This window comes from Labrys sp. Lb11 (assembly GCF_057554225.1).
This window is the reverse complement of sequence record NZ_BAAJOT010000004.1, coordinates 450,556-476,792: the sequence shown is the minus strand read 5'-3', so window position 1 is coordinate 476,792 and position 26,237 is coordinate 450,556. Positions and strand designations below refer to the sequence as shown.

At 70.0% G+C, this 26,237-nt stretch carries 18 protein-coding genes; 11 read left to right on the top strand and 7 right to left on the bottom strand.

The annotated features are described in order from the left end of the window. Window positions 1–15: 15 nt before the first annotated feature. The 3 genes from mutS to msrB all read left to right on the top strand — a co-directional run bounded on the left by mutS (window position 16) and on the right by msrB (window position 6,234). Window positions 16–2,730 (top strand): DNA mismatch repair protein MutS, encoded by a 2,715-nt coding sequence (gene mutS / locus AC27L4_RS16775; protein WP_487143371.1) that lies wholly within the window; start codon window positions 16–18, stop codon window positions 2,728–2,730. 167 nt (window positions 2,731–2,897) lie between these two features. Continuing rightward, window positions 2,898–5,693, top strand: a complete 2,796-nt coding sequence (locus AC27L4_RS16770) for a [protein-PII] uridylyltransferase (RefSeq protein ID WP_487143370.1) — start codon at window positions 2,898–2,900, stop codon at window positions 5,691–5,693. Between the two features lie 70 nt (window positions 5,694–5,763). Beyond that, a complete protein-coding gene (msrB, locus tag AC27L4_RS16765) occupies window positions 5,764–6,234 on the top strand; it encodes a peptide-methionine (R)-S-oxide reductase MsrB (RefSeq protein ID WP_487143369.1) in 471 nt (156 codons plus the stop codon). A gap of 8 nt (window positions 6,235–6,242) precedes the next feature. On the opposite strand, the gene AC27L4_RS16760 is transcribed toward msrB, so the two are convergent. Beyond that, window positions 6,243–6,800 (bottom strand): NifU family protein, encoded by a 558-nt coding sequence (locus AC27L4_RS16760; RefSeq protein WP_487143368.1) that lies wholly within the window; start codon window positions 6,798–6,800, stop codon window positions 6,243–6,245. Window positions 6,801–7,833: 1,033 nt separating this feature from the next. Here AC27L4_RS16760 and AC27L4_RS16755 point away from each other — a divergent pair. Then, complete coding sequence (locus AC27L4_RS16755) at window positions 7,834–10,011, top strand: primosomal protein N' (protein WP_487143367.1); 2,178 nt, start codon at window positions 7,834–7,836, stop codon at window positions 10,009–10,011. 236 nt (window positions 10,012–10,247) lie between these two features. Beyond that, window positions 10,248–11,786, top strand: a complete 1,539-nt coding sequence (gene amaB / locus AC27L4_RS16750; RefSeq protein WP_487143824.1) for an L-piperidine-6-carboxylate dehydrogenase — start codon at window positions 10,248–10,250, stop codon at window positions 11,784–11,786. Between the two features lie 39 nt (window positions 11,787–11,825). Here amaB and AC27L4_RS16745 read toward each other — a convergent pair whose 3' ends face one another. The 3 genes from AC27L4_RS16745 to AC27L4_RS16735 form a co-directional block, all read right to left on the bottom strand. Then, a complete protein-coding gene (locus AC27L4_RS16745; protein WP_487143366.1) occupies window positions 11,826–12,098 on the bottom strand; it encodes a PilZ domain-containing protein in 273 nt (90 codons plus the stop codon). Between the two features lie 2 nt (window positions 12,099–12,100). Further along, the gene (locus AC27L4_RS16740) at window positions 12,101–12,673 is read right to left on the bottom strand and encodes an HdeD family acid-resistance protein (RefSeq protein ID WP_487143365.1); all 573 of its coding nucleotides are present in this window, start codon (window positions 12,671–12,673) and stop codon (window positions 12,101–12,103) included. Between the two features lie 275 nt (window positions 12,674–12,948). Continuing rightward, window positions 12,949–14,601, bottom strand: coding sequence for an OFA family MFS transporter (locus AC27L4_RS16735; RefSeq protein ID WP_487143364.1), 1,653 nt, complete (start codon window positions 14,599–14,601; stop codon window positions 12,949–12,951). A 421-nt stretch (window positions 14,602–15,022) separates the two neighbouring features. Between AC27L4_RS16735 and AC27L4_RS16730 the strand changes: the two genes are divergently transcribed. Continuing rightward, window positions 15,023–15,436 carry a DUF1236 domain-containing protein gene (locus AC27L4_RS16730; RefSeq protein WP_487143363.1) on the top strand — a complete coding sequence of 138 codons (414 nt, stop codon included), beginning with the start codon at window positions 15,023–15,025 and terminating at the stop codon, window positions 15,434–15,436. A gap of 111 nt (window positions 15,437–15,547) precedes the next feature. Here the strand turns inward: AC27L4_RS16730 and AC27L4_RS16725 are convergent, their stop codons facing one another. Both AC27L4_RS16725 and AC27L4_RS16720 read right to left on the bottom strand, forming a co-directional pair. After that, window positions 15,548–16,663 carry a branched-chain amino acid ABC transporter substrate-binding protein gene (locus AC27L4_RS16725; protein ID WP_487143362.1) on the bottom strand — a complete coding sequence of 372 codons (1,116 nt, stop codon included), beginning with the start codon at window positions 16,661–16,663 and terminating at the stop codon, window positions 15,548–15,550. 168 nt (window positions 16,664–16,831) lie between these two features. Further along, complete coding sequence (locus AC27L4_RS16720; protein WP_487143361.1) at window positions 16,832–19,876, bottom strand: aminotransferase class III-fold pyridoxal phosphate-dependent enzyme; 3,045 nt, start codon at window positions 19,874–19,876, stop codon at window positions 16,832–16,834. 137 nt (window positions 19,877–20,013) lie between these two features. On the opposite strand from AC27L4_RS16720, the gene AC27L4_RS16715 reads away from it, so the two are divergent. Next, window positions 20,014–20,439: an Lrp/AsnC family transcriptional regulator gene (locus AC27L4_RS16715; protein WP_487143360.1), complete on the top strand. Its 426-nt coding sequence runs from the start codon at window positions 20,014–20,016 to the stop codon at window positions 20,437–20,439. A gap of 169 nt (window positions 20,440–20,608) precedes the next feature. Further along, on the top strand, window positions 20,609–22,231 hold the full coding sequence (locus AC27L4_RS16710) for an ABC-F family ATP-binding cassette domain-containing protein (protein WP_487143359.1): 1,623 nt from the start codon (window positions 20,609–20,611) through the stop codon (window positions 22,229–22,231). 78 nt (window positions 22,232–22,309) lie between these two features. Here AC27L4_RS16710 and AC27L4_RS16705 read toward each other — a convergent pair whose 3' ends face one another. After that, window positions 22,310–22,549, bottom strand: a complete 240-nt coding sequence (locus tag AC27L4_RS16705) for an HP1242/YdcH family protein (RefSeq protein WP_487143358.1) — start codon at window positions 22,547–22,549, stop codon at window positions 22,310–22,312. A gap of 478 nt (window positions 22,550–23,027) precedes the next feature. On the opposite strand from AC27L4_RS16705, the gene AC27L4_RS16700 reads away from it, so the two are divergent. From AC27L4_RS16700 to AC27L4_RS16690, 3 genes are read left to right on the top strand one after another with little or no spacing between them, the layout of a single operon-like run. Further along, window positions 23,028–24,047, top strand: coding sequence for a LacI family DNA-binding transcriptional regulator (locus AC27L4_RS16700; RefSeq protein WP_487143357.1), 1,020 nt, complete (start codon window positions 23,028–23,030; stop codon window positions 24,045–24,047). Continuing rightward, the gene (locus AC27L4_RS16695) at window positions 24,044–25,432 is read left to right on the top strand and encodes an FGGY family carbohydrate kinase (RefSeq protein WP_487143356.1); all 1,389 of its coding nucleotides are present in this window, start codon (window positions 24,044–24,046) and stop codon (window positions 25,430–25,432) included. Before AC27L4_RS16700 ends, AC27L4_RS16695 begins: the two co-directional genes overlap by 4 nt. Further along, a complete protein-coding gene (locus AC27L4_RS16690; protein ID WP_487143355.1) occupies window positions 25,429–26,121 on the top strand; it encodes a class II aldolase/adducin family protein in 693 nt (230 codons plus the stop codon). Before AC27L4_RS16695 ends, AC27L4_RS16690 begins: the two co-directional genes overlap by 4 nt. The last annotated feature ends 116 nt before the right edge of the window (window positions 26,122–26,237 follow it).

Sequence of the window (26,237 nt, the reverse complement as noted above, 5' to 3'; positions counted from 1 at the left end):
TGCTAACGTCTTGCCATGGACCTCTCCGCCGCCCCCACGCCCTCCCCCGGCGACGCGCTGCGCGTCACGCCGATGATGGAGCAGTACCTCGAGATCAAGGCCGCCAACCCCGACGCGCTGCTGTTCTACCGGATGGGGGACTTCTACGAGCTGTTCTTCGGTGACGCCGAGATCGCCTCGCGGGCGCTCGGCATCGTGCTGACCAAGCGCGGCAAGCACCAGGGCGACGACATCCCGATGTGCGGCGTGCCGGTGGTGCGGGCGGAGGAGTACCTGCACCGGCTGATCGCCCTCGGCCACCGCGTCGCCGTCTGCGAGCAGCAGGAGGATCCGGCCGAGGCCAAGAAGCGCGGCGGCAAGGCGGTGGTGAAGCGCGGCGTGGTGCGCCTGGTGACGCCCGGCACCATCACCGAGGAGGGGCTGCTCGACCCCGCCCGCGCCAACCTGTTCATGACCGTGGCGCGGATCAAGCAGTCGGAGACCGAGGCGCGCTTCGGCCTCGCCTTCCTCGACATCTCCACCGGCCTGTTCGGCCTCGGCGAATGCCCGCGCCAGGCCCTGGCCGCCGAGATCGCCCGCATCGACCCGCGCGAGATCGTGGTGGCCGAGGCGCTGTACGAGGATCCGGACCTCGCGCATCTGTGGCGGGAGAGCCGGGCTGCCGTCACCCCGGTCGGCCGCGACATCTTCGACGGGGCCAGCGCCGAACGCCGCCTCGCCGGCTTCTACGACGTGGCGACCATCGACGGCTTCGGTTCCTTCTCCCGGGCCGAGCTCACCGCGGCGGCGGCGGCCGTGTCCTATGTCGAGCGCACGCAGATCGGCGCCAGGCCGGCGCTGGAGCCGCCGCGCCGCGACGCTCCCCTCGCCCATATGGCGATCGACGCGGCGACGCGCGCCAATCTGGAACTGACGCGCACGCTCGGCGGCGAGCGTGCCGGCTCGATGCTCGACGCCATCGACCGCACCGTCACCGCCGGCGGCGGCCGGCTGATCGCGCAATGGCTGTCGAGCCCGCTGACCGACCCGGCGGCCATCGCCGCCCGTCACGACGCCGTCGCCTGGTTCCGCGACGACCTCGCCGTCCGCACCGAGTTGCGCTCGCGCCTCAAATCGGCGCCGGACATGGCCCGGGCGCTGTCGCGCCTGACCCTGGACCGCGGCGGCCCGCGCGACCTTGCCGCCATGCGCGAGGGGCTCGACACGGTCGCGGCCCTGCAGGCGCGGCTCGGCCAGGAGGCGGCGCTGCCGGCGATCCTGGTCGAGGCCCTGGCCGCGTTGGCGCAGCCGGACAGGAGCATCGCCGCCGCCCTCGGCGCCGCCCTCGCCGAGGAGCTGCCGTTGCTCAAGCGCGACGGCGGCTTCGTCAGGCCGGGCTATGACGGCGACCTCGACGACACCCGCGCCCTGCGCGACGAGAGCCGGCGCGTCATCGCCTCGCTGCAGGCGCGCTACGCCGAGGAGAGCGGCGTGCGCCAGCTCAAGGTCAAGCACAACAATGTGCTGGGCTATTTCGTCGAGGTGCCGCAGGCCGCCGGCGAGGCCTTCCTCAGACCGCCGCTGCGCGAGACCTTCGTCCATCGCCAGACCATGGCCGGGGCGATGCGCTTCTCCACCGCCGAGCTTTCCGACCTCGAATCGCGCATCGCCTCCGCCGCCGACAGGGCGCTGGCCAAGGAGCTCGCGGTGTTCGAGGACCTTGCCGGCCGGGTGATGGCCGACCACGCCGCCATCCGCGCCGCCACGGAGGCGCTGGCGCTGCTCGACGTGGTCGCGGCGCTGGCGACGCTGGCGGACGAGGAGGGCCATGTGCGCCCGCAGGTCGACGCGTCGCTCGCCTTCGCCATCGAGGGCGGGCGCCACCCGGTGGTGGAGCGGGCGCTGAAACGCGACGGCAAACCGTTCGTCGCCAATGACTGCGACCTCAGCGGCCGCGACGCCGGCCAGATCTGGCTGCTCACCGGCCCGAACATGGCGGGCAAGTCGACCTTCCTGCGCCAGAACGCGCTGATCGCCGTGCTGGCGCAGATGGGCGCCTTCGTGCCGGCGCGGCGCGCCCATATCGGCGTGGTCGACAGCCTGTTCTCCCGCGTCGGGGCGGCGGACGACCTCGCCCGCGGCCGCTCCACCTTCATGGTCGAGATGGTCGAGACCGCGGCGATCCTGAACCAGGCCGGACCGCGCGCCCTGGTGATCCTCGACGAGATCGGCCGCGGCACCGCCACCTTCGACGGCCTGTCCATCGCCTGGGCGGCGATCGAGAACCTGTCCGCCGTCAACCGCTGCCGGTCGCTGTTCGCCACGCACTACCATGAGCTGACCCAATTGGCGAAGACGCTGCCGCGCCTGGCCAACGCCACCATGCGCGTCACCGAATGGCACGGCGACGTGGTGTTCCTGCACGAGGTCGCGCCCGGCGCCGCCGACCGCTCCTACGGCATCCAGGTCGCCAAGCTCGCCGGCATGCCGGCTCCGGTGGTGGAGCGGGCGCGCCGGATCCTGTCCGAGCTCGAATCGGCCGACCGCTCCAAGACCCCCGTCCGCCTGGTCGACGACCTGCCGCTCTTCGCCGTGGCGCCGCGTCCCGCGCCCCAGCCGCCCAGGTGCGACGAAGTGGCGGAGGCGCTCGATGCCCTCGACCCCGACGACCTGACCCCGCGCCAGGCACTGGAGGCCCTGTTCGAGCTCAAGGCCAGGCGCGAGGCCGCGCGCAAGCGGTCGCAGGCCTGAGGCCGGCGGCCGGAGCGTCGAGACCATTTTCGCGAAAATGGGAATGGCACCCCCGGCTTCCGGCGCATGGAGGCTTCGCAGCCGATTTCGCCGCGGCGAAAAATGCTCTACTGGCTGGGGAGAGCCGGGACCTTCCCGGACAGGCGCCCACTCACGCTCCGGGTTCGATGCTCGACAAGGCCGACCGCGACCTCCACCTCATCGTCGATCGCATGGCGCTCGAGGCCGAGATCGACGCCCTCGCCATCGAGCATGAGGGCTCGCCCGACGCCCTGCGCCTGGCGGTCGTGCAATTGCTCAAGGCGACGCTGCAGCAGGGACGCCAGCGCATCCGGACCTGGTTCGAGGAGGATCGGCTCGGCACGATCTGCGCCCGGCGCATCTGCCACCTGCAGGACGAGCTGATCCGGGCGATCTACGCCTATGTCACGCGCTGGGTCTATACGGCGCACAACCCCTCCTCCGGCGAGCGCATGACGGTGATCGCCGTCGGCGGCTACGGCCGCGGCACCCTGGCTCCCGGCTCGGACATCGACCTGCTCTTCCTGCTGCCGGCCAAGCAGACGGCCTGGGGCGAGAGCGTCACCGAATCCATGCTCTATGTCATGTGGGATCTCGGCCAGAAGGTCGGCCATGCCACGCGCAGCGTCGACGACTGCATCCGCCTCGCCCGCTCCGACATGACCATCCGCACCTCGATCCTGGAGGCTCGGCCGATCCTGGGCGACAGCGCCCTGGCGCACGACCTGATCGACCGGTTCGACCGGGAGCTGGTGCAGTCCACGGCGCCCGAGTTCGTCGCCGCCAAGCTCGCCGAGCGCGACGAGCGCGTCGTCAAGGCCGGCAACTCCCGCTACAAGGTCGAACCCAACGTCAAGGAGGGCAAGGGCGGGCTGCGCGATCTCAACACCCTGTTCTGGATCACCAAATACGTCTACCGGGTCAAGGACCCCTCGGCCCTCGTCGCCGCCGGCCTGTTCACCAAGCGCGAATACCGCCTGTTCGTCGAAGCCGAGGACTTCCTGTGGGCGACGCGCTGCGCCATTCACTTCCTCACCCGCCGGGCCGAGGAGCGCCTCACCTTCGACCTGCAGCGCGAGATCGCCGACCTGCTGGGCTATGCCGACCGCGGCGGCCTGCGCGGCGTCGAGCGCTTCATGAAGCACTACTTCCTCGTGGCCAAGGACGTCGGCGACCTCACCGCCATCGTCTGCGCCGCCCTGGAGGAGCGGCAGGCCAAGCCCAAGGCCATGCTCGATCGCTTCATCGCCCCTTTCCGCCGCAGGCGGCGCGTCGTGCTGAAGGGAGCGAAGGACTTCGTGGTCGAGGCCGGCCGCCTCAACGTCATCGACGATGGCGCCTTCGGCCGCGATCCCGTCAACCTGCTGCGCCTGTTCCACCTCGCCGACCAGCAGGGCCTCGCCCTGCACCCCGACGCCATGCGGCTGGTGACGCGCTCGCTCAAGCTGATCGATGCGCATCTGCGCGAGAACCGCGAGGCGAACCGGCTGTTCCTCGCCATCCTCACCTCGCGCAACGCGCCGGAGACGGTGCTGCGGCGCATGAACGAGGCGGGCGTGCTCGGCCGGTTCATCCCCGAGTTCGGCAAGGTCGTGGCGATGATGCAGTTCAACATGTATCATCACTACACCGTCGACGAACACCTGCTGCGGGCGATCGGCGAGCTGGCGGACATCGATCGCGGCGGCGGCGGCGAGGAGCATCCGGTCGTCAACGAGATCATGCCGACGATCCAGAACCGCACGGTGCTCTATGTCGCGACCTTCCTGCACGACATCGCCAAAGGCCGGCCGGAGGACCATTCGATCGCCGGCGCCCGGATCGCCCGGCGCCTGTGTCCGCGCCTCGGCCTGTCGCCGGCCGAGACCGACACCGTCGCCTGGCTGATCGAGCAGCACCTGGTGATGTCGACCACCGCCCAGTCGCGCGACCTCTCCGACCGCAAGACCGTCGAGACCTTCGCCGCCACGGTGCAGTCGCTGGAACGGCTGAAGCTCCTGCTGATCCTCACCGTCGCCGACATCCGCGCGGTCGGGCCGGGCGTGTGGAACGGATGGAAGGGCCAGCTGCTGCGCTCGCTGTTCTGGGAAACCGAGCCGGTGCTGGCCGGCGGGCACTCGATCGCCGACCGCCAGGCCAGCGTGAAACAGGCGCAGACGGAGCTGCGTGCCGCACTGGCCGACTGGAGCGAGGCGGAGCTCGACGCCTATGTGGCGCGGCACTACCCGCCCTATTGGCTGAAGGTGGAGCTGGTGCGCAAGATCCGGCACGCCCGCTTCATGCGAACCGTGCTCGCCGGCGGGCGCACGCTCGGCACGGCGGTCGCCACCGACGCCTTCCGCGGCGTGACCGAGCTGACCGTGCTGGCGCCCGACCATCCGCGGCTGCTCTCGATCATCGCCGGGGCCTGCGCCGCGGCGGGCGCGAACATCGTCGATGCCCAGATCAACACCACCACGGACGGCCTCGCCCTCGACACCATCTTCGTGCGCCGCGAATTCGCCGAGGACGAGGACGAGATGCGCCGGGCCAATCGCATTGCGCGGGACATGGAGAGCGCCTTGCGCGGCGAGATCCGACTGCCCGAGGTCGTCGCCAACCGCACGGCCTCGCGGCCGCGCTCGAAAGTGTTCCAGGTGGCCCCCGACGTGGTGGTCGACAACGAATGGTCGAACCGGCACACCGTGGTCGAGGTCTCGGGGCTGGACCGGCCGGGCCTGCTCTACGACCTCACCACCGCCATCTCCAGCCTCAACCTCAACATCGCCTCGGCCCATGTCTCGACCTTCGGCGAGAAGGCGGTGGACGTGTTCTACGTCACCGACCTGACCGGGGCGAAGATCACCTCGACGGCGCGCCAGAACAGCATCCGCTCCAAGCTCCTGGCGGTGTTCGCCGCCGACGACGGCAAGGCCAGACAGGCATCGGCCACTCCCTCGTGATGCGGCGTGAGCGCAACGTGACGCCGCGGCCGTCGCCGGCGCGATAGAAGGGCGGGACGGAGGAGACGCCATGCCGAGCCGCCGCGCACTGCTCGAATTCGCGCTCGCGGGCACTGCCGTGCTGGCGGTGGGAGGAGCGCGCGCCGAGGCCGCCTTCGCCGTGACGCTGACCGATGCCCAGTGGCGCACGCGCCTCACGCCCGAGCAGTACCGCGTGCTGCGCCGGGCGGACACCGAAGCGCCGGGATCGAGCCCCTTGCTCGCCGAGCACCGGGCCGGCACCTTCCAGTGCGCCGGCTGCGGCCAGGCGCTGTTCGCATCGGCGGCGAAATATGACAGCGGCACGGGCTGGCCGAGCTTCAGCCGGGCCCTGCCCGGCGCCGTCGGGACATCGCGCGACACCGGCGCCGGCATGGTCCGCACCGCGGTGCATTGCCGGCGCTGTGGCGGCCATCTCGGCCACGTCTTCGACGACGGGCCGCAACCGACTGGACTGCGCTACTGCATGAACGGCGCGGCGCTGCGCTTCGCGCCGGCGTGAGCGGGCGGTTACGCCGCCCGCACTTCCTGCACGTCCGGCACGAAGTGGCGGAGCAGGTTCTGGATGCCGTTGCGCAGGGTCGCGGTCGAGGACGGGCAGCCCGAGCAGGCGCCCTTCATGGTCAGGTAGACGACGCCGTCGCGGTACCCCTTGAAGGTGATGTCGCCGCCGTCCGACGCCACGGCCGGGCGCACGCGCGTCTCCAGGAGGTCCTTGATGGTCTCGACCGTATCCTCGTCGGCCTCGTCATAGAACTCCCCGCCGTCGTCGACGGCGGCCGCGTCGGCGCGCAGGATCGGCGCGCCCGACATGTAGTGCTCCATGATGGCGCCGAGGATCGCCGGCTTGAGGTGCTGCCATTCGACGCCGGAGCGGGTGATGGTGATGAAGTCCGAGCCGAAGAACACGCCGGCGACGCCCTCGATGGCGAACAGCGTCTCGGCCAGCGGCGACTGGGCCCCCTCGGCGGCGTTGGTCATGTGCAGCGTGCCCTGCTCCAGCACGGTCCGGCCCGGCAGGAACTTCAGGGTCGAGGGATTCGGCGTCGCTTCGGTCTGAATGAACATTTCGGTCTCCATCCGCATCGCCGGTTCAAGGCCGGCGCGGGAAACGATTGAACGATTATAAAGTGGCACCGCCGCGCTTGGGAATCAATGGCATGCGGGCAGGCGCGGCGCGGCAAACCCGCCCGAGAGCCGGGGCACGCTGCATGGGCAGGGGCGTCGCGCGGTCCGGAAAGGGCACAGGAAGCCTTCTCCCCGCAAGTCGGGTGTTTCCGACTTGCTCTCTTGCATGCCGATCTCGGGAACACTCGAGATTGCTGAGGTGGGGTGGCCTTGCGCAGCAAGGTCGGATGGGGTGTGGCCCGCGCCGACCCTGCTCTAAAGCGTTTTGCGATTTGACGGACTCGCGTCAAGTCGCAAAGACGCGTCGAAACAAGGAGTTAGAGCAAGGCGCGTTTCCACCAAAACGCGCTTTGCTCTAGACCAAGCACCGTCCCGCGCCAAGGGCGGCGTCATCTGGAATAGAAAAATCCGAAGACGCAGGTTCCGACGCTCAAAACGCACCATGGATACATGAACTCGCCGTTGAACTCCAAATTCCGCTTCCGGAGTTCGGCAGAGAAGGCTGCGGCATCGAGCCCTTCGACAAGCTCTCCAGTCGCCTTGTCGAGAATGAAATAGCCATAATGCTTCGAAAATTCGTCCGCAATCTCGGCATCTTTCCGCTCTCCAACGACAAGGGAGCCGAGAACCTGAAACCGGAAGACATTCGGATCGACAACTATTCTATCATTGCGGTTTACGATCGTATAGTGAATGGAATCAGTTCCGAAATATTCATAGCCATCACCAAGATGGCTTTACAGATCTCCACATGCGGCAAGAGCCACACAACACGCGATGGCAGAGATTTTCTTCACACTCCCCTCATGCGTCTCAACATCCAGACTGAACACTGGATCGTGAGGACAGCACGGTCAATCCCCTCCGCTTCGGTATCCTGTCCGCCCCCCCGACTGCGCTCCATCAGCGCGAGACCGCCCCTTCATACTTGACAGACTCAAGCCCATCCCCGACCTGCCGGAGCAAGGGAGGCATGATGGCGCGTCCGGGCGAAACCGTCGAAGTGTTGCTGCCGGTGGCGCTGGAGCGCACCTATACCTATCGCGTGCCCTTCGGCCTCGAGCTCCTGCCCGGCGACGTGGTCCGCGTGGCGCTGGCCGGACGCGAGACCGCGGGCGTGGTCTGGGAAGGCGACGGCGGCCTGCCCGCCAACTCCAACCGGCTGCGCTATGTCGAGGAGCGCCTCGAGGCGCCGCCGCTGCGCGCCGACATGCGCCGCTTCGTCGACTGGGTGGCGAACTGGACGCTGGTGCCGCGCGGCATGGTGATGCGCATGGCGCTGCGCACGCCCGATCCGCCGGAGGAGCGCCCGCGCATCGCCTATCGTCGCGCCGGCCCGGAACCCGAGCGCATGACGGCGGCGCGCGCCCGGGTGCTGGCCGTGCTCGCCGACGGCTTCGCCCATGAGAAGCGCGCCCTGGTCGCGGCCGCCGGCGTCTCGGCCGGCGTGATCGACGCCCTGGTCGACTGCGGCACGGTGGTGCCGATCGCCCTGCCGCCGGCGCCGGTCGCGCCGCCGCCTGACCCGGGCTTTGCCGCCGCCGAGCTCAGCCCGGCCCAGCGCCAGGCGGCGACGGCGCTGCAGCAGGCGGTGGCGGCGCGGCGCTTCTCGGCGACACTGCTGGAAGGCGTCACCGGCTCGGGCAAGACCGAGGTCTATTTCGAGGCGGTGGCGGAGGCGGTGCGCCAAGGCGGACAGGCCCTGATCATGCTGCCGGAGATCGCGCTCACCAACCAGTTCCTCGACCGGTTCGCCGCGCGCTTCGGCGTCAGGCCGGCGGAATGGCATTCGGGCATCGCCGCCAACAAGCGGGCGCGGCTCTGGCACGCCATCGCCAAGGGCGAGGCGGCGGTGGTGGCGGGGGCGCGCTCGGCCCTGTTCCTGCCCTTCGCCGACCTGAAGCTGCTGATCGTCGACGAGGAGCACGACAGCGCCTACAAGCAGGACGAGGGGCCGCGCTACCATGCCCGCGACATGGCGGTGGTGCGCGCCCGGCTCATCGACGCCCCGGTGGTGCTGGCCTCGGCGACCCCCTCGCTGGAGAGCCGGGTCAACGCCGACCGCGGCCGCTACGCCCATGTCGTCCTGCCCGAGCGCTTCGGCGGCCGGGCCCTGCCGGAGATCGGCGCGGTCGACATGCGCCTCGAAGGCCCGGAACGCGGCCGCTTCATCGCGCCCCGCCTCGCCGCCGAGGTGCGCCGGACGATCGGCCGCGGCGAGCAGGCGCTGCTGTTCCTCAATCGCCGCGGCTATGCGCCGCTGACGCTGTGCCGCCAGTGCGGCCATCGCTTCCAGTGCCCGAACTGCACGGCCTGGCTGGTCGAGCACCGCTTCCGCAAGGCGCTGATGTGCCATCATTGCGGCCATGCCGAGCCGGTGCCGCGCGCCTGCCCGACCTGCCGGGCGGAGGACAGCCTGACCGCCTGCGGCCCCGGCGTCGAGCGCATCGCCGAAGAGGTCGCCGGGCTGTTCCCCGACGTGCACACGGTGATCCTGTCGAGCGACCTGCTGGGCGGCGCCGAGCGGCTGAAGCAGGAGCTGGAGGTGGTGGCCAAGGGCGAGGCCGACCTCGTCATCGGCACCCAGCTCGTCGCCAAGGGCCACAATTTTCCGCACTTGACCCTGGTCGGCGTGCTCGACGCCGATCTCGGCCTCGGCACCGGCGACCCCCGGGCCGCCGAGCGCACCTTCCAGCTGCTCGGCCAGGTGACGGGCCGGGCCGGCCGCGGCGACAAGCCGGGCAAGGCGCTGCTGCAGACCTACGATCCCAACCATCCGGTGATGCAGGCCCTGATCCAGGGCGACAGGGCGGCGTTCTACGAGCGCGAGATCGCCACGCGCGCCGCCGCCGGCCTGCCGCCCTTCGGCCGCATGGCGGCGCTGACCGTCTCCGACGTCGAGCGCGCCCCGGCCGAGGCCTTCGCACGCGCCCTGGTCAAGGCCGCCCCGCACGAGCCGGCCATCCGCGTGCTCGGCCCGGCGGAAGCGCCGATCGCCGTGCTGCGCGGCCGCCATCGCTTCCGCATCCTGCTGCAGGCTCCGCGCGAGCTGGCGTTGCAGGACTATATCCGCGGCTGGCTCGCCGCCGGCCCGAAGCTGCGCGCCCAGCTCCAGCTCGACATCGACATCGATCCGATGAACTTCGCGTGAGCAGATCCTGGCGCAGCGCCCGCGCGGAGAAGGAGGCGAGCGCGACCGGTGGCCGACGGAGGCGCGAGCCCCCTCTCCTCTTTTTTGACGGCCGTCCCCCGCCTGCCCCGCACATTCGCCGCGCTCGTGACGCCCCGCCCCCCCAACGGCACGCTTTGCCCCTTCCTCCCGAGCGCCGCCGCGCGTAAAAGCCCCACCAGCACGGCGCATGCAGGGAGAAGCCAGCCATGAACGAAATGTCGAAGACTGCAGCCGGGGCCGGCGCGGCCGCGGAGGTCGCGGCGGTCCTGAGCGGGCTCGGCGTCGACAAGGCCGCCTACACCGGCGGGACGCGCACGGTGCGCACGCCGCTCACCGGCGAGGTCATCGCCGAGGTCCGGGAGACCGCGTCGGCGGATGTCGCCGCCGCCATCGGCAAGGCGGAGGCCGCCTTCCAGGCCTGGCGCAAGGTGCCGGCGCCGCAGCGCGGCGAACTCGTGCGCCTGCTCGGCGAGGAACTGCGCGCCGCAAAGACCGAACTCGGCCGGCTGGTGACGCTGGAAGTCGGCAAGATCGTCTCCGAGGGCCTGGGCGAAGTTCAGGAGATGATCGACATCTGCGACTTCGCCACCGGCCTGTCGCGCCAGATCTACGGCCTGACCATCGCCACCGAGCGGGCCGACCACCGCATGATGGAGCAGTGGCACCCGGCCGGCGTGGTCGGCGTGATCTCGGCCTTCAACTTCCCCGTGGCGGTGTGGTCGTGGAACGCGGCCCTGGCCTTCGTCTGCGGCGACTCGGTGGTGTGGAAGCCCTCGGAGAAGACGCCCCTGACCGCGCTGGCGACCGAGGCGCTGCTCAAGCGCGCCGCCCGCCGCCATGGCGGCGTGCCGGACGGCCTGCTGACGCTGCTGATCGGCGGACGCGAGATCGGCGAGGCGCTGGTCGACGACCGGCGCGTGCCCGTGGTCTCGGCCACCGGCTCCACCGCCATGGGCCGCAAGGTCGCCGAGCGGGTGGCGCGGCGCTTCGGCCGCTCGATCCTGGAGCTCGGCGGCAACAACGCCTCGATCGTCACGCCCTCGGCCGACCTCGACATCGCCCTGCGCGCCATCGCCTTCGCCGCCATGGGGACGGCCGGTCAGCGCTGCACCACGCTGCGCCGCCTGATCGTGCACGACAGCGTCTACGACACGCTCGTGCCGAAGCTGAAGAAGGTCTACGGCGCGATCGGCGTCGGCAACCCGGTCACCTCCGACGCCCTGATCGGGCCGCTGATCGACAAGGCGGCCTATGAGGGCATGCAGAAGGCGCTGGAGACGGCGAAGGCTGCCGGCGGCACCGTGCATGGCGGCGGGCGCGAGCGCGCGGCCGAGGCGCCCGAGGCCTATTACGTCCGCCCGGCGCTGGTGGAGATGCCGGCCCAGACCGGGCCGGTGATCGACGAGACCTTCGCGCCGATCCTCTATGTCCTGCGCTACAGCACGTTCGAGGAGGCCATCGCCCTGCAGAACGGCGTGCCGCAGGGCCTGTCCTCCTCGGTGTTCGCCACCGACATGCGCGAGGTCGAGAGCTTCCTGTCGGCGACGGGCTCCGACTGCGGCATCGCCAACGTCAACATGGGCCCGTCCGGCGCCGAGATCGGCGGGGCCTTCGGCGGCGAGAAGGAGACCGGCGGCGGCCGCGAAAGCGGCTCCGACGCCTGGAAGGCCTATATGCGGCGCCAGACCAGCGCCATCAACTACGGCCGCACCCTGCCGCTGGCGCAGGGCGTCAAGTTCGACGTCGACGGCTGAGGCCGTCCGTCTCGCGGCGCCCGGCCCGGCGGCCGGGCGTCAGCGCAAGCCCGCCTTCAGCTGGTCCATGAACTGCACGCCGATCTGGCCGGCCGAGCGCCAGGTCACGAGGCAGAAGCGGTAGGCTCCGGCCGTCGCCGAGAGGCGGATGGTGAAGCAATCCGGCACCGGCCGGTCGGGCTGCTTCAGCCGCGCACCGCCGGCGGAGATGTCGAGCAGCGTGCACGGCACCAGGTCGGGCTCGTCGTCGAGGTCGAGCCAGACGGTGTAGTTGATGCGGACACGGGCTTCGCTCCGCCTGTCCCGCGACATGGTCAGCTCCGGCGCACCTGCCAGGCGAGGTAGGCGATCGCGGCGCCGGTGGAAATCAGCTGGACGCCGAGCAGCAGCCCGATCAGCCAGACCGCCGTCACGGGCAGGTTGGCGAGCAGCACGAGCGAGAGCAGGATCCCGATCAGTCCGCTGGCCAGCACCCAGCCCCAGTTGGGGAAGGGACGGATGGTCAGCGAGAAGACCACCTTCGAGATCCCCTCGATCATGCAGAAGACCACCAGCAGCAGGGCGATGGTCACCAGCCCCTGCCCGGGATCGCGCAGGAACAGCACGCCGATCAGCATGGCGAGGATGACGGAGATCAGCTGCAGCCAGAAATGCGGCACGTGGCGGGCGCCGATCAGGGCGACGCCCTGGAGCACGCCGCTGAGGATCAACAGCCAGCCGAGCGTGACGACGACCGCGACCGAGGAGATGGCGGGGTAGAGGATCGCCAGGACGCCGGTCACCACGAGCAGCACGCCCTCGATCAGATACCAGAGCGAGTAGCGCTTGACCGTGTCCCGCATCGCTTCGCGGAAGACCTCGGCAGCTGCGTCCAGCGATACGGGCATGGCACTCTCCTTGCTTTGGCCGGCGGCACGCGTTTGGCCGGCCGCCATCCCATCATACCATCGCCAGAACACGCCATGTCCAGCCGATGTGCAAGAGCGGAGTGATTCCGATCTCGGGATCCGCCGGCGGGCAGGCGAGGCGCTTTGACGGCTCGGCCTTGGATCCGGCATGCGCGGGCGGCGGCCAGAGCAAAGCGCGTCTTGGCGCTTTGCTCCCCCCCTCGTTTCGAGGCGTCCTTGCGACTTGACGCGCTTCCGTCAGATCGCAAGACGCTTCAGCGGAACAGAGCCGCCGTCTGCGTCAGCGTCACCCAGACGCCCCAGAGGATAGGGATGCCGACGGCGGCCCAGGCCAGCGCCGTCCTGGCGTCGAGGCCGCCGCGGCCGATGCCGAAGGAGCCGCCCTGGCCCGCCTGCAGCGCGGTCCTCGCCTGGAGGGCCGCGACTTCCTCGTCCGGCATGAACCATCTGTCGGCCAGCGGCCGTACCATGAGATTGGCCAGGAGGCCGAGCGCCAGCATGCCGGCGAGGATATACAGGGTGAAGTCGTAGACTTGGTCGCGCGGGATGCCGGCGGCGATCTGGAACTCGCGGATATAGTTGACCACGACCGGTCCGATGATGCCGGCCGTCGCCCACGCCGTCAGCAGCCGGCCATGGATGGCGCCGACGAACTGGGTGCCGAAGATATCGGCGAGGTAGGCGGGGACGGTGGCAAAGCCGCCGCCGTACATCGACAGGATGACGCACAGGATGGCGACGAACAGCACCTGGCTGCCGCTGTGTGCCGCGGTCGGGGCGAGCGCATAGAGCGCGATGCCGAGGATGAAGAAGGTGTAGTAGGTGTTCTTGCGGCCGATCCTGTCGGAGAGCGAGGCCCAGAAGAAGCGCCCGCCGATGTTGAACAGCGAGAGCAGGCCGGCGAAGCCGGCGGCGATGGTGGCGATGGCCGCCTTCTGCGAGGCGTCGAGCTGGGTGAAGGCGAGATCCGGCCGGCCGATCAGCCGGCCGCCGAAAATCTCCTGCAGCATCGGCGAGGCCATGCCGATGACGCCGATGCCGGCCGAGACGTTGAGGCAGAGCACCGCCCAGATCAGCCAGAACTGCGGCGTGCGGTGCGCGTCGCGCAGATGGACGTTGCGGGCGGTGATCATGCCGGTCTGCCGGGCCGGCGCGGTCCAGCCTTCCGGGCGCCAGCCGGCCGGCGGCAGGCGGTAGCCGAAGGCTCCGGCCAGCATGAAGACGAGGTATATGGCCGCCATCACCAGGAAGGTCTGCCAGACGCCGACGGACTGGGGGCTCTTGAAGCGGTTCATCAGGAGGTCGGCCAGGGGGGCGCCGATCATGGCGCCGCCGCCGAAGCCCATGATCGCCATGCCGGTGGCCATGCCGCGCCGGTCCGGGAACCATTTGATCAGCGTCGAGACCGGCGAGATGTAGCCGAGCCCGAGGCCGATGCCGCCGATGACTCCGGCGCCGAGCCACATCAGCCAGAGCTGGTGCAGCATGACCCCGATCGTGGCGATGACGATGCCGCCGCACCAGCACAGGGCCGCGACCACGCCGGCCTTGCGCGGACCGGCCCGCTCCAGCCAGCCGCCCCAGATCGCCGCCGAAGAGCCGAGCAGCACGAAGAACAGCGTGTAGATCCAGCCCAGATCGGCCACGCGCCAGTCGCAGGCAGTGGTGACCAGCGCCGCCGCCAGGGTCGGGTCCGGGCAGGTCCGGGGCTGGTCGATGCCGATGGCGTGCGACAACGGCAGCCAGAACACGCTGAAGCCATAGGCCATGCCGATGCACAGATGGATGCAGAGGGCCGCCGGCGGCACGAGCCAACGGTTGAAGCCGGGTTTGGCGATGATGCGCTCGCGGTCGAGCAGGCCGATGCCGCCCTTCCCCCGCACCATGGAGTCGGTTGCAGTGGGCATGACGCGTTCCTCCGGGTCGTCGGCTCGCCGGGGCAGCAGGTCATTTCTTGATGGCCGGCGGTCGATCGGCGTGCACGGCTCCCCGACCAGATCACATGCCGCCGGCAATATGATGGCATTCCAATCGTTTACGTGACGGAGCCCGGGCGCGTCGGACAAGTGTCGGAGCGGACGGCCGGCGCAACCGCCCGACGCTCGTGCCCGGCGAACGCGAGGACACCCCGGGACCGGACATCGATCGTGCTGCCTCCGGTGCCAGCGACCGATCACGACGGCGGCCGCATGATCTCTATACGGACCACCTTCACGCCACTGCGTTCATTTCGCGATCTCGGAACAATTGCTGCCGAACGCGATTGGATCTTCAGGCTCGGCGAGCTCATCGCGAGCACAAATTCACCCTAATCAAGGAGCTATCGGCATGGCGAATACCATTGCGAAATACGCCTTGATCGTGGCGTTGCTTGTTCCCGTAGGAGCTCATGCTCAAGGCATCGTCGACGGCGCAAGGCAAGGCGCCGAGCAGGGCGGCGATGCGGCCGGACCGATCGGCGGTGTCGTCGGCGGCGCGGTCGGCGCGGTGACAGGCGGCGTCAACGGCCTGCTCGGCCTCGATTTCAGGCCGCGCTTCCGCCAGTACGTCATCGCCGAGCACCGGCCGTCCTTCGCCTATGACCGGGAAGTGGTGGTGGGCGCCGTGCTCCCGCCCCAGGGCGTCACCTATTACGAGGTCCCCCAGGAGTACGGCGTCACCCGGTATCGCTACACCGTCGTGAACGACCAGATCGTCCTGGTCGATCCGGGCACCCGCCGCATCGTCCAGGTCGTCGACTGACGGCGGACGCGCGATGCTGCCGGGAAGGCGCATAAGGGAGCCCGACTCGAAGGATGGCGGGTCGGGCTCCGGGCAGCCTTGCCCGGGAGATCTCCCGGGCGAGGCTGCCGCTCAGTTCTGGAAGAAGGTGATGTTGCCGTCGGGGCCCCTCTTCCACGTGTACATCACGTAGTCGACGGTCGTGCGGTCACCCTTCTTATCGTAGGAGATGTCGCCGAGCACGGTCTTGAACACCTTGCCCGAGTGCATCACCTCGGCCATCTTCTTGGTGTCGAGCGACTTTGCCTCCTCGGCAGCCTGCGCCATGATCTGCACGGCGGCATAGGCGTAGAGCGTATAGCCCTGAGGCTCGAAATTCCTGGCCTTGAACCGGGCGACCACCTCGGCAGCAGCCGGGCTGGTGCGCGGATCGGGGCCGAAGGACATCAGCGTGCCGATGACGCCGTCGCCGCCGATGGTGACGAACTCGTTGGTGGTGATGCCGTCGCCGGACATCATCACCGTCTTGAGGCCCTGGTCGCGCATCTGGCGGATGATCAGGCCGGCCTCGGTGTGCAGGCCGCCCCACATCATGATGTCGGCGCCCGACGCCTTGATCTTCGAGACCAGCGCCGAATAGTCCTTCTCGCCGGTGTTGACGCCGTCATACAGCACTTCCTTGACGCCGCCGGCGTTGAGGAAGCCCTTGGCGGCATCCGCCAGGCCCTGGCCGTAGGTGGTCTTGTCGTGGACGATGGCGATCTTCTTGTCCTTGAGATGCTCGAGCGCATAGTCGGCCCACAGCTTGCCCTGCTGGTCGTCGCGGCCGCAGGTGCGGAAGGCGTTCCACAGGCCGCGCTCGGTCACCTTCGGGTTGGTCGCCGCCGGGGTGACGAACAGGATGCCGTTCTCCGCGTAGACCTCGGAGGCCGGGATGGTGACGCCCGAGTTGAAGTGGCCCACCACCAGGGTGACGCCGTCGCCGACGAACTTGTTGGCGACCGACACGCCCTGCTTGGGATCGGAGACATCGTCACCGACCTCGAGCACGAGCTTCTGGCCGAGGACGCCGCCCTTGGCGTTGATGTCGTCGATGGCCTGCTGGGTGCCCTGCTGCAGGGTGGCGCCGAAGGCGGCGTTGGGACCGGTGATCGGGCCGCCGACCCCGACCTTCACCTGCGCCTGCGCGGCGGCGCCCCACATGAGGCCGGCGGCCAGCGCGACCCCCGCCATCCAGACTGTCTTCATGGTCGTTCCTCCTCTGGTCGATCCGGGCCGCGGTGCGGCCCCGGTCTTGCGAAGGCGCCGACGCCCCGGGTCTTCCTGACGCCCGGCCCAGCATCGTCGCCCTGAAGTTCCCGTCCTCCGTCCGTCCCCCGCCCCGGTCGAGCCGTGCGGACCGGCCCCGTTCCCCGCCTATCCCAGCACCTCGTCCACGGCCTGGCCGAGGACGTCGAGGAGGATGTCGGCGTGCTCGCGCCGGAAGGTCATGGGCGGGCGCAGCTTGATGACATTGTCGTGGGGTCCGTCGGTGCCCGCCAGGACGCCGAGCTCCCGGGCGCGGTTGACGATGGCGCCTGCCGGCTTGCCGGCATGGACCTTGCCGATACGGTCCTCGACCAGCTCGATGCCGAGGAACAGGCCGCGGCCACGCACGTCGCCGATCGCCTCGTGGCGCTGCATTAGCCGGCCCAGCCCCTGCATGAGGTAGGCGCCCTGCTCGGCGGCGTTGGCGAGCAGGCCCTCCTGTTCCAGCACGTCGAGGACGGCGAGGCCAGCGGCGCAGGACACCGGGTTGCCGCCGAAGGTGTTGAAATATTCCATGCCGTTGGCGAAGCGTTCGGCGATCTCGCGGCGCACCGCCACCACCGCCATGGGATGGCCGTTGCCGATCGGCTTGCCCATCGTGACGATGTCCGGCACCACGCCGTGCTCCTCGAACGCCCACATCGCGTTGCCGACACGGCCGAAGCCGACCTGCACCTCGTCGGCGATGCACAGGCCGCCCGCGGCCCGTACCGCCTCGTGGACCTGGGCGAGATAGGCCGGCGGCAGGAAGACCTGGCCGGCGACGCTCGGAATGGTCTCGGCGATGAAGGCGGCCGGCGGCCGGCCGGCGGCGGCGAGATCGGCGATGATCCGCCGCGCCTGCGCGGCATGGCGCGGGCCGATTTCCCCGGCCGGCCAGTCGGCGGGGGCGCGGTAGGTCTCCGGCACCGGCAGTTCGTGGGTGTGCTCCGGCCGCCCGCTGCCGCCCTTGCGCTTGTACTTGTAGGGGCTGATGTCGATCAGGCCCTGGCTGGTGCCGTGATAGGCCCAGTCGAGCACCAGCATGTCGCGCCGCCCGGTGCAGGTGCGGGCCATCCGCAGGGCGAGCTCGTTCGCCTCGCTGCCGCTGCAGACGAGGAAGAAGGTATCGAGCGCCGGCGGCAGCGTCTGCGCCAGCCTCTGCGTGTAGTCGAGAATGGTGTCGTGCAGATAGCGCGTGTTGGTGTTGAGGCGGGCCGCCTGCCGGCTGATCGCCTCCACCACCCGCGGATGGCAGTGCCCGACATGCGCGACATTGTTGTAGCAGTCGAGATAGGCCCGGCCGCCGTCGTCGATCAGCCAGACGTCTTCGCCGCGCACCATCTTCAGCGGCGTGCGGTAGGAGATCGACAGGTTCGGCCCTAGGCGCCGGCGCCGCTCGGCCAGCGCCGCCTCCTTGTCCCGCCCCTGCCGGTCGAAGGTCTCGGGCGGCAGGCCGGCAAAGCCGTAGGGCCTCGGGAAGAGGTCGGCCCAGACCTCGGCGAAGACCGCCTCGCCGACGCCGATGATGCCGGCGGCATCCTCGTAGGCCGGCAGCACGAGCTGGAGGTGCAGATGCGGCACCCAGCCGCCGTTCTCGGCGTAGTCGCCGAGCCGCGCCACCAGCGCGCCGGCCGGCAGGCGCTCGCCGACCGTCCGGGCCGCGACCGAGGCATGGTCGAGATGGCCCCAGAGCGTGCGGAAGCGCAGCCCCGGCTCGGGCTCGTGCTCCAGCAGGATCAAGCCGCCATAGTCCTGCGGCTCGGGATTGACGGTCGCCGCCACCACCGTCGCCGCCAGCGGCGTGAAGAGCGCGGTCCCGGCGGGCGCGAAGACATCGAGGCCGAGATGCATGTCGCGGCGGTCGCCCTCGACCAGCACCGAGCGGAAGAAGGGCGCGGTGTAGACGCTGCGGATCTCGCCCCAGGGGCCGAGGCCGAGGGAGAAGCCGTGGAGGCGCTGCAGCTCGGCATAGGCCCGCCCGGCGGCGGCATGGTCCTGCGCCGCGCTGGCCTTGGGCAAGGCCGCCTCGGGGTCGCCGAGATCGAGGACGAACTTCGCCTGCCGGGCCGGGTGCGGCTGCATCATCGGCGCGAGGCGCCGGCGGTTCGCGGCCAGCCAGTCGCGCACGCGTCGGGCGCCGGGGGCCGCCTCCAGCCCGCAGGCCTGCCGCAGGATGCCGGTCGCGATATGGCGGTCGAGCCCGGCGAGCCTGCGCAGGAGGTCCCAGGCCGGCTTCTCGCTGACCAGGAGATAGGGATTGTCCGCCGCCTTGGCATGGCGCGAGGCGGAGATGGAGACGCTGATGGCGAGGCGGGCGGCGATCAGGTCCGGCAGCAGCGCGAACTCCTCGTCCTCCAGCGGCATCCCGGCGTGATAGCCGGCGACGATCTCGGCCGCCGTCGCAAGGGGTGCGGGCTTGTCCAGCATGGCATAGGCGCAGGCCACGGCAAGCTCGGCGATCCGCGGCGAATGCACGGCATCGCCGAAATCGATCAGCCCGGCGATGGCCCCGTCCGGCCCCTCGACCAGCACGTTCCAGTCATTGGCGTCGTTGTGGATGACGCTTGCCGGCAGCCGCCCCAGGGCCGGCGCGACGCGGCCGTCATAGGCGTCGAGCACCCGCTCGACCAGTGCCCGGCGCTCCGGATCGGCGATGAAACGCAGGCGCTCGCGCGACCGCGGCGTGGCGCGGATATCCCACTCGAAGTCGCGGTGGGCGCCGGCGTGGCCGAAGCTCGCCAGGGCGCGGTCGAGCCTGCCGAGCACGCGGCCGAGATCGCGGAAGGTCCGGGCGCCGGCCTCGGCGGCGGCCAGCGGCGTGCCGGCGAGATAGGTCACCAGACGCACCGCGTGGCGCTCCCCGCCCGCCCCCTCGACGAAGCCGAGGTCGGAGCCGTCCCTGAGGCGCACCAGGCGCGGCAGCGGCAGGCCGGGATCGCAGGCCTCGACGTGGCGGAGCATCGCCGTCTGGAACTCGACCGCCGCCGGCGGCTCGGCCGCGTTGACGATCTTGAAGGTGAACTGCCGGCCATCCCCGGCGACGATGTGAAAATTCTGGTCGCGCTCGCTCGGCAGCGGATCAAGCGTTCCCTCGAGGCCGAAGAGGTCGCGGACGATGGTACGGGCCGCCTCGGCGGAAAAGGCCGGGGCAGGATGGTCGATGCCGGTCAACGCGCTATTCCCAATTGTCGGTTGCCGCGCAGTCTGACATTGATGGGCGGCGGCCGCACCGCGCAGGATGGCGGTTCCTCCGCCGTTTTGGCGCCTCGTCCGCCACTGCCGGAAGACGCCCGTCGCGCTGAATGTCCATGGACGAGACCAACAGACAGATCCTCAAGCTGCTGCGGGCCAATGCCCGCCTGCCGATCAAGACCATCGCCGGCGCGGTCGGCCTGGCGCGCAGCTCGGTGCGCGAGCGCATCTCGCGCATGGAGGCGGACGGCACCATCCGCGGCTACAAGGCCGAAGCCGGCATCGACGAGGACGGCGACCTTCTCCATGCCTTCCTGATCGTCCGCCTGGCCAAGACGCCGGCCCGCGACACGGTCGGCCGCATCGCCGCCAATCCGGCGGTGAAGCGCTGCTTTTCGATCAGCGGCGAGATCGACCTCATCGTCGAGCTCAAGACCGAGACCACCAGGGCCCTCAACGCCGTGCGCGACGAAATCGCCTCGATGCCTTACGTCGCCGATCTCACCACCGCCATCGTCCTGGAGGACGAGAAGCCCGGCTGACGGCGGGCCGGCACCTTCGCCGCGGCGCCGCCGGCTCGATACCCGGCCGTCGAGCGCATCCTCCGGGGGCGCTTCGGCAGTCGTGCGCATGGGAGGGATGCGGGCCTCCGCCCTTTCGCCGGCAGCGCCCATGCCGTAATGGCGGGCCGATTTCCAAGGTCCGGCACACATGATTCGTCTCGAAAGCATCGGCAAGCAGAACGGCCGGCAGATCGTCTTCATCGAGGCCTCGGCCGCGCTGCAGCGCGGGGAGAAGGTCGGCCTGGTCGGTCCGAACGGCGCCGGCAAGACCACGCTGTTCCGGATGATCACCGGCGAGGAGCTGCCCGACGAGGGCCAGGTCTCCATCGATCGCGGCGTGACCGTCGGCTATTTCAGCCAGGACGTCGGCGAGCTCTCCGGCCGCAGCGCCCTCGTCGAGGTCATGGACGGCGCCGGGCCGGTGAGCGCCGTGGCGGACGAGCTGAAGGTGTTGGAGGCCGCGATGGCCGATCCGGGCCGGGCGGACGAGATGGACGACATCATCGCCCGCTACGGCGAGGTGCAGGCCCGCTTCGAGGAACTGGACGGCTACGCCCAGGAGGGCCGGGCGCGCGAGGTGCTGGCGGGCCTGGGCTTCAGCGAGGCGATGATGGACGGCGACGTCGGCGCCCTGTCCGGCGGCTGGAAGATGCGCGTGGCCCTCGCCCGCATCCTCCTGATGCGGCCCGACGCCATGCTGCTCGACGAGCCGAGCAACCATCTCGACCTGGAGAGCCTGATCTGGCTGGAGGCCTTCCTCAAGGGCTATGAGGGCGCGCTCTTGATGACCTCGCACGACCGCGAGTTCATGAACCGCATCGTCGGCAAGGTGATCGAGATCGACGGCGGCACGCTCACGGTCTATTCCGGCGACTACGAGTTCTACCAGCAGCAGCGCGCGCTCGGCGAGAAGCAGCAGCAGGCCCAGTTCGAGCGCCAGCAGGCGATGCTGGCCAAGGAGATCGCCTTCATCGAGCGCTTCAAGGCGCGCGCCTCGCACGCCGCGCAGGTGCAGAGCCGGGTGAAGAAGCTGGAGAAGATCGAGCGCGTCGAGCCGCCCAAGCGCCGCCAGCGGGTGCAGTTCGAGTTCCAGCCGGCGCCGCGCTCGGGCGACGACGTGGTCGGCCTGCGCAACGTGCACAAGCGCTATGGCGACCGCAGCATCTATGAAGGGCTGGATTTCCAGGTGCGCCGCAAGGAGCGCTGGTGCGTCATGGGCGTCAACGGCGCCGGCAAATCGACGCTGCTGAAGCTGGTGGCGGGCACGGCCGAGCCGGACGACGGCGCGGTCACGCTCGGCGCCAGCGTCAAGATGGGCTACTTCGCCCAGCATGCCATGGAGCTGCTCGACGGGGAGCGCACCGTGTTCCAGTCCCTGGAGGATGCCTTTCCGCAGGCGGGGCAGGGCTCGCTCAGGGCGCTCGCCGGCTGCTTCGGCTTTTCCGGCGACGAGGTCGAGAAGCGCTGCCGCGTGCTGTCGGGCGGCGAGAAGGCGCGGCTGGTCATGGCGATGATGCTTTACGACCCGCCGAACTTCCTGGTGCTCGACGAGCCGACCAACCATCTCGACATCGCCACCAAGGAGATGCTGATCGCGGCGCTGGCGGAGTACGAAGGCACCATGCTGTTCGTCTCCCACGACCGCCACTTCCTCGCCGCCCTGTCCAACCGCGTGCTGGAGCTGACGCCGGAGGGCATCCACCAATATGGCGGCGGCTATACCGAGTATGTCGCCAGGACCGGGCAGGAGGCGCCGGGCCTGCGCAGCTGAGCCTGGGGGCTCACGGGGAGGAAGAGCGCGAGACCGCGATCGACGGGGTCGCGCCCGGCCGGCCGATCAAGAATCGAACTATGCCAGGTCGAGAGCGGCGGCAATCTTGTCCTTGAGCACCAGCCGCTCCTTGCGGAGCGCGACCTCGGTCTCTTCGCTTACCGGTTCGATCCGTGTTTCCGCCCGATGGATCTTGTCGTTGACGTCATCGTATTCCGCAAGGATGCGAGCAAACTCCGGGCTTTTGACCTTGAGGGCATGAATGGCGTCCATCTGACCCGGGAATTCTTCGCCGAGCGTGTGAGGCGTGTTGGACAAGGCGTATTCTCCTTGGGCTGCTCGGGCGCAATGGTGCGCCCGAATGCTCGTCGGTGCGGGATTTGCTGGTCCAACGCAACGGGGAGCGGACGACTGAATGCCTCGTGGGCGCGGCCTGCTCTTTGATTTGTGTCAAGAAAGCGCGATGGAGACGCGCGAAGGGTGATGGAAAGGGGGCCGATCGAGAGAGGCCACCGCCAGGGCTTTCCATCCACGTGCCAGCCAGCCTATCGAACGACCAGGACGGGCACGGGGCTGTGCGCCGGCACGGCCGCGGCTGACCGCCAGCGTCCGGCCAACGACACCGGCATGGAAGTCGGGAGCATTGCGCCGCACCTTGCGGGAGCCGCTCCACGGTCCGCCGCCCCCCGAGATGCACACATAGCCGACACCCGCGGGACAATTGACACCCGGCATGACGGGCGTTAGCGTTCGATAAAACGTTTCACCGGACATGAAGACCCAGGAGAACGCAGCGTTGGCAAGATCGCACAGCCCGTCGATCCGGACTGTCGCCGAGCATGCCGGCGTGTCCGTCGCGACGGTCTCCAACGTGCTCAACGGCAAGCCCAACGTCTCTCCCGACTATGTCCGGCGCGTTACGGACGCGGTGCGCGATCTCGGCTACGTCGCCGACATCGCGGCGTCGCGGCTGCGGTCGCGCAAGTCGCGGCTGGCCGCCGTGGTCGTGCCCGACCTCACCAATCCGATGTTCGCCAGTTTCGTCTCGACCCTCGAGCATGTGGCGCGCGCCGACGGCTTCGACCTCGTCGTCGTCTCGGCCCGCAACGACACGGCCGAGGAGGCGGCCAGGCTCGCCGCCATCCGCGCCTGGCGGCCGGCCGGGCTGATCGTCATTCCCTGCGACGGCGGACTGCACGAACGCCTGCCGGCCGGCTTTCCGGTCCCGACCGTCGTCGCCGACCGCATCCCGGACCGCGAAGGCCTCGACCTGATCGCCGTGGACAACGGCCAGGCTGCCGGCGCCATGGCGCGCCACCTCGGCGACTGCGGCCATGCCGACTGCCTCGTCGTGGCTTCGCGGCTGTCGATCAGCAATGTGCGCGAACGCTTCGAGGGCGCCGCCGCGGCGGCGGCAGGCATGCGGCTCGAAGTGATCGAGATCGGTATCGACGATCCGGCCGGCATGGACCGGCTCGAGCGGCGCCTGCGCCAGGCGTCCCGTCCCGGAGCGCTGTTCGCCCTGGACCATGGCACGGCGCTGGTCGCCTACCGCATGCTGGCCGGCCTGCGCATCGGCGTGCCGGGCGACATCGCCTTCGCCAGCTTCGACGAGATGGAATGGATGCGGCTGGTGACGCCCGGCGTCACCGCTGTCCGCCAGCCTGTCGAGGAGATGGCCGAGCAGGCCTGGTCCGTGCTGACGAAGCGGCTTTCCGGCCAGCCCGGCCCGCCGATCATCCGGCGCCTTCGCTGCGCCTTCAACATCCGCGGCTCGACGCCGCGCCTGGCAGTCCGATCGGACCAGTCCCGATGAGCATCGTCGCCGTTCTCGACATCGGCAAGACCAACGCCAAGCTCCTGGCCGCGACCGAGGAGGGGGCGATCCTCGACGTGCTGTCGGCTGCCAACGCCGTCCATGACGGGCCGCCCTATCGCCACCACGACGTCGCCGCCCTGGAAGCCTGGCTCGTGGAGGGATTGCGCAAGCTGGGGCAGCGGCACGCGGTCGGCGCGATCATCGCCACCGCGCACGGCTCCGGCGGCGTCCTCGTCGGCGCCGACGGGCCGCAACTGCCGATGGTCGACTACGAGCAGCCGCTTCCGGCCGGGATCGACCGGCTCTACCGGGAAATCGCCGGCTCCTATCGGGAGCGGGGCAGCGCGATCATGCTCGGCGCCGCCCACCTCGCCCGGCAGATGCTGTGGCAGGAGACGGACTGGCCGGAGGCGTTCGCCGCCGCGCGCGCCTTCCTCGCCACGCCGCAATACTGGGCCTGGCGCCTCAGCGGCGTTGCGGCCGGCGAGGTGACGAGCCTCGCCGCCCAATCGCATCTGTGGGCGGCGCCGGACGGGCGCCCGGCCGGGATCGTGGCCAAAAGGGGCTGGCAGCGCCTGCTGCCGGCGATGCGGCATGCCTGGGAGACGCTCGGCCCGCTCCGGCCGGACATGGCGGCCCGGACCGGGCTCTCCCCCGACACCCGCATCCTGTGCGGCGTCCACGATTCCTCCGCCAATTTCTACCGCTACCAGGCCGCCGGGCTCTCCGACTTCGTCATCGTCTCGACCGGCACCTGGATCGTGCTCCTGACCGACCGCACCGGCCTCGACTTCGACGCGGAGCGGCCGGGCCATACCTGCAACGCCGATGTGTTCGGCCGGCCGGTTCCCGGCATGCTGACGATGGCGGGACGGGAGTTCTCCGCCGTGGCGCGGGGAAGCAAAGGTCCGGCGAGCGCCGATGCGCTCGGCCGGATCGTCGCGACGGGAACCATGGCGCTGCCCACCTTCGGATCCGACGACGGACTGTTTCCGGGCACGGCGGGACGCGGCCGGCTGGAAGGACCGCTCGCCGGCGACGAAACAGTGCATTTCACCCTGGCGGTGCTGCATTCGGCACTCCTCACCGTCACATGCCTGGAGGATCTGCCGCCGGCCGCGACGGTGGTGCTCGACGGCAATTTCGTCTCCGATCCCCTCTATGGCGCGCTGGTGGCCGCCCTGCTGCCGGGCCGCAGGGTGCTGGTCAGCCGCAGCACGCACGGCACGGCTTCCGGCGCCGCCCTCCTCGCCTCGCACGAGACACGCGCCGGTCCGGCCGACCTTCCGGCGCAGCCCCCGGCACCGGCGAACATTCCCGACCTCTCGACCTATCGCGCCCGTTGGCGCGAGCAAATCCAAACCTTGGAGCGAACATCATGAGCACGTCCGACGATCAGGCCCTGCGCGAGGAGATGGTGGCGACCTGCCGCAGCATGAATGCGAGCGGCATCAACCAGGGCACGGCGGGAAACCTGTCCGTGCGCAACGCGGCGGGCTTCCTCATCACCCCGACCTCGCTCCCCTATGACCGGATGGAGCCGGGCGATCTCGTGCAGATGTTCTTCGACGGCACCTATGAAGGGGCGCGGCGGCCCTCGTCGGAGTGGCGCTTCCACCGCGACATCCTGCAGTCGCGTGCCGACATCGATTGCGTGCTGCACTGTCACTCGGTCTACGCCACGACGCTCGCCGTGCACCACAAGACCATTCCGAGCTTCCACTACATGACCGCCGTGGCCGGTGGCACGACGATCCGCTGCGCCCGCTACGCCACCTTCGGCACCCAGGCGCTCTCGGACGCGGCGCTGGAAGCGCTCGATGGGCGCCTCGCCTGCCTGCTCGGCCAGCACGGCCAGATCTCGCTCGGCAAGACGCCGGCCTCGGCCCTCGCCCTGGCGATCGAGGTGGAGACCCTGTCGCGCCTCTACGTGCAGGCGCTGACCCTGGGCGAGCCCCCGATCCTGGACGACGAGGAGATGGGCCGCGTCATCCGGCAAATGAAGCAGATGAGCTACGGCCAGGCGCCCGACCTCGACGGGGTGAACGACACGGCGCAGCGCCGGGCGTGAACGCCCCGGGATACGGTCTCGCCGACGGGCCCGGGCAGCGTCGCGGCACCGCATCCATGACGGCCGGCCTTCAGGGCACGGCACAGGGCGCCGGCGCCGGCCGCCGGCGCGGCCGC

What these genes read in the sequence shown, in the direction of transcription:
- AC27L4_RS16695 (WP_487143356.1), top strand. Translation starts at nt 24,044, where the DNA reads ATGAGCATCGTCGCCGTTCTCGACATCGGCAAGACCAACGCCAAGCTC.
- AC27L4_RS16730 (WP_487143363.1), top strand. Translation starts at nt 15,023, where the DNA reads ATGGCGAATACCATTGCGAAATACGCCTTGATCGTGGCGTTGCTTGTT.
- AC27L4_RS16745 (WP_487143366.1), bottom strand. Translation starts at nt 12,098, where the DNA reads ATGTCGCGGGACAGGCGGAGCGAAGCCCGTGTCCGCATCAACTACACC.
- AC27L4_RS16755 (WP_487143367.1), top strand. Translation starts at nt 7,834, where the DNA reads ATGATGGCGCGTCCGGGCGAAACCGTCGAAGTGTTGCTGCCGGTGGCG.
- amaB (WP_487143824.1), top strand. Translation starts at nt 10,248, where the DNA reads ATGTCGAAGACTGCAGCCGGGGCCGGCGCGGCCGCGGAGGTCGCGGCG.
- AC27L4_RS16740 (WP_487143365.1), bottom strand. Translation starts at nt 12,673, where the DNA reads ATGCCCGTATCGCTGGACGCAGCTGCCGAGGTCTTCCGCGAAGCGATG.
- mutS (WP_487143371.1), top strand. Translation starts at nt 16, where the DNA reads ATGGACCTCTCCGCCGCCCCCACGCCCTCCCCCGGCGACGCGCTGCGC.
- AC27L4_RS16690 (WP_487143355.1), top strand. Translation starts at nt 25,429, where the DNA reads ATGAGCACGTCCGACGATCAGGCCCTGCGCGAGGAGATGGTGGCGACC.
- AC27L4_RS16735 (WP_487143364.1), bottom strand. Translation starts at nt 14,601, where the DNA reads ATGCCCACTGCAACCGACTCCATGGTGCGGGGGAAGGGCGGCATCGGC.
- AC27L4_RS16760 (WP_487143368.1), bottom strand. Translation starts at nt 6,800, where the DNA reads ATGTTCATTCAGACCGAAGCGACGCCGAATCCCTCGACCCTGAAGTTC.
- AC27L4_RS16715 (WP_487143360.1), top strand. Translation starts at nt 20,014, where the DNA reads ATGGACGAGACCAACAGACAGATCCTCAAGCTGCTGCGGGCCAATGCC.
- AC27L4_RS16710 (WP_487143359.1), top strand. Translation starts at nt 20,609, where the DNA reads ATGATTCGTCTCGAAAGCATCGGCAAGCAGAACGGCCGGCAGATCGTC.
- AC27L4_RS16725 (WP_487143362.1), bottom strand. Translation starts at nt 16,663, where the DNA reads ATGAAGACAGTCTGGATGGCGGGGGTCGCGCTGGCCGCCGGCCTCATG.
- msrB (WP_487143369.1), top strand. Translation starts at nt 5,764, where the DNA reads ATGCCGAGCCGCCGCGCACTGCTCGAATTCGCGCTCGCGGGCACTGCC.
- AC27L4_RS16770 (WP_487143370.1), top strand. Translation starts at nt 2,898, where the DNA reads ATGCTCGACAAGGCCGACCGCGACCTCCACCTCATCGTCGATCGCATG.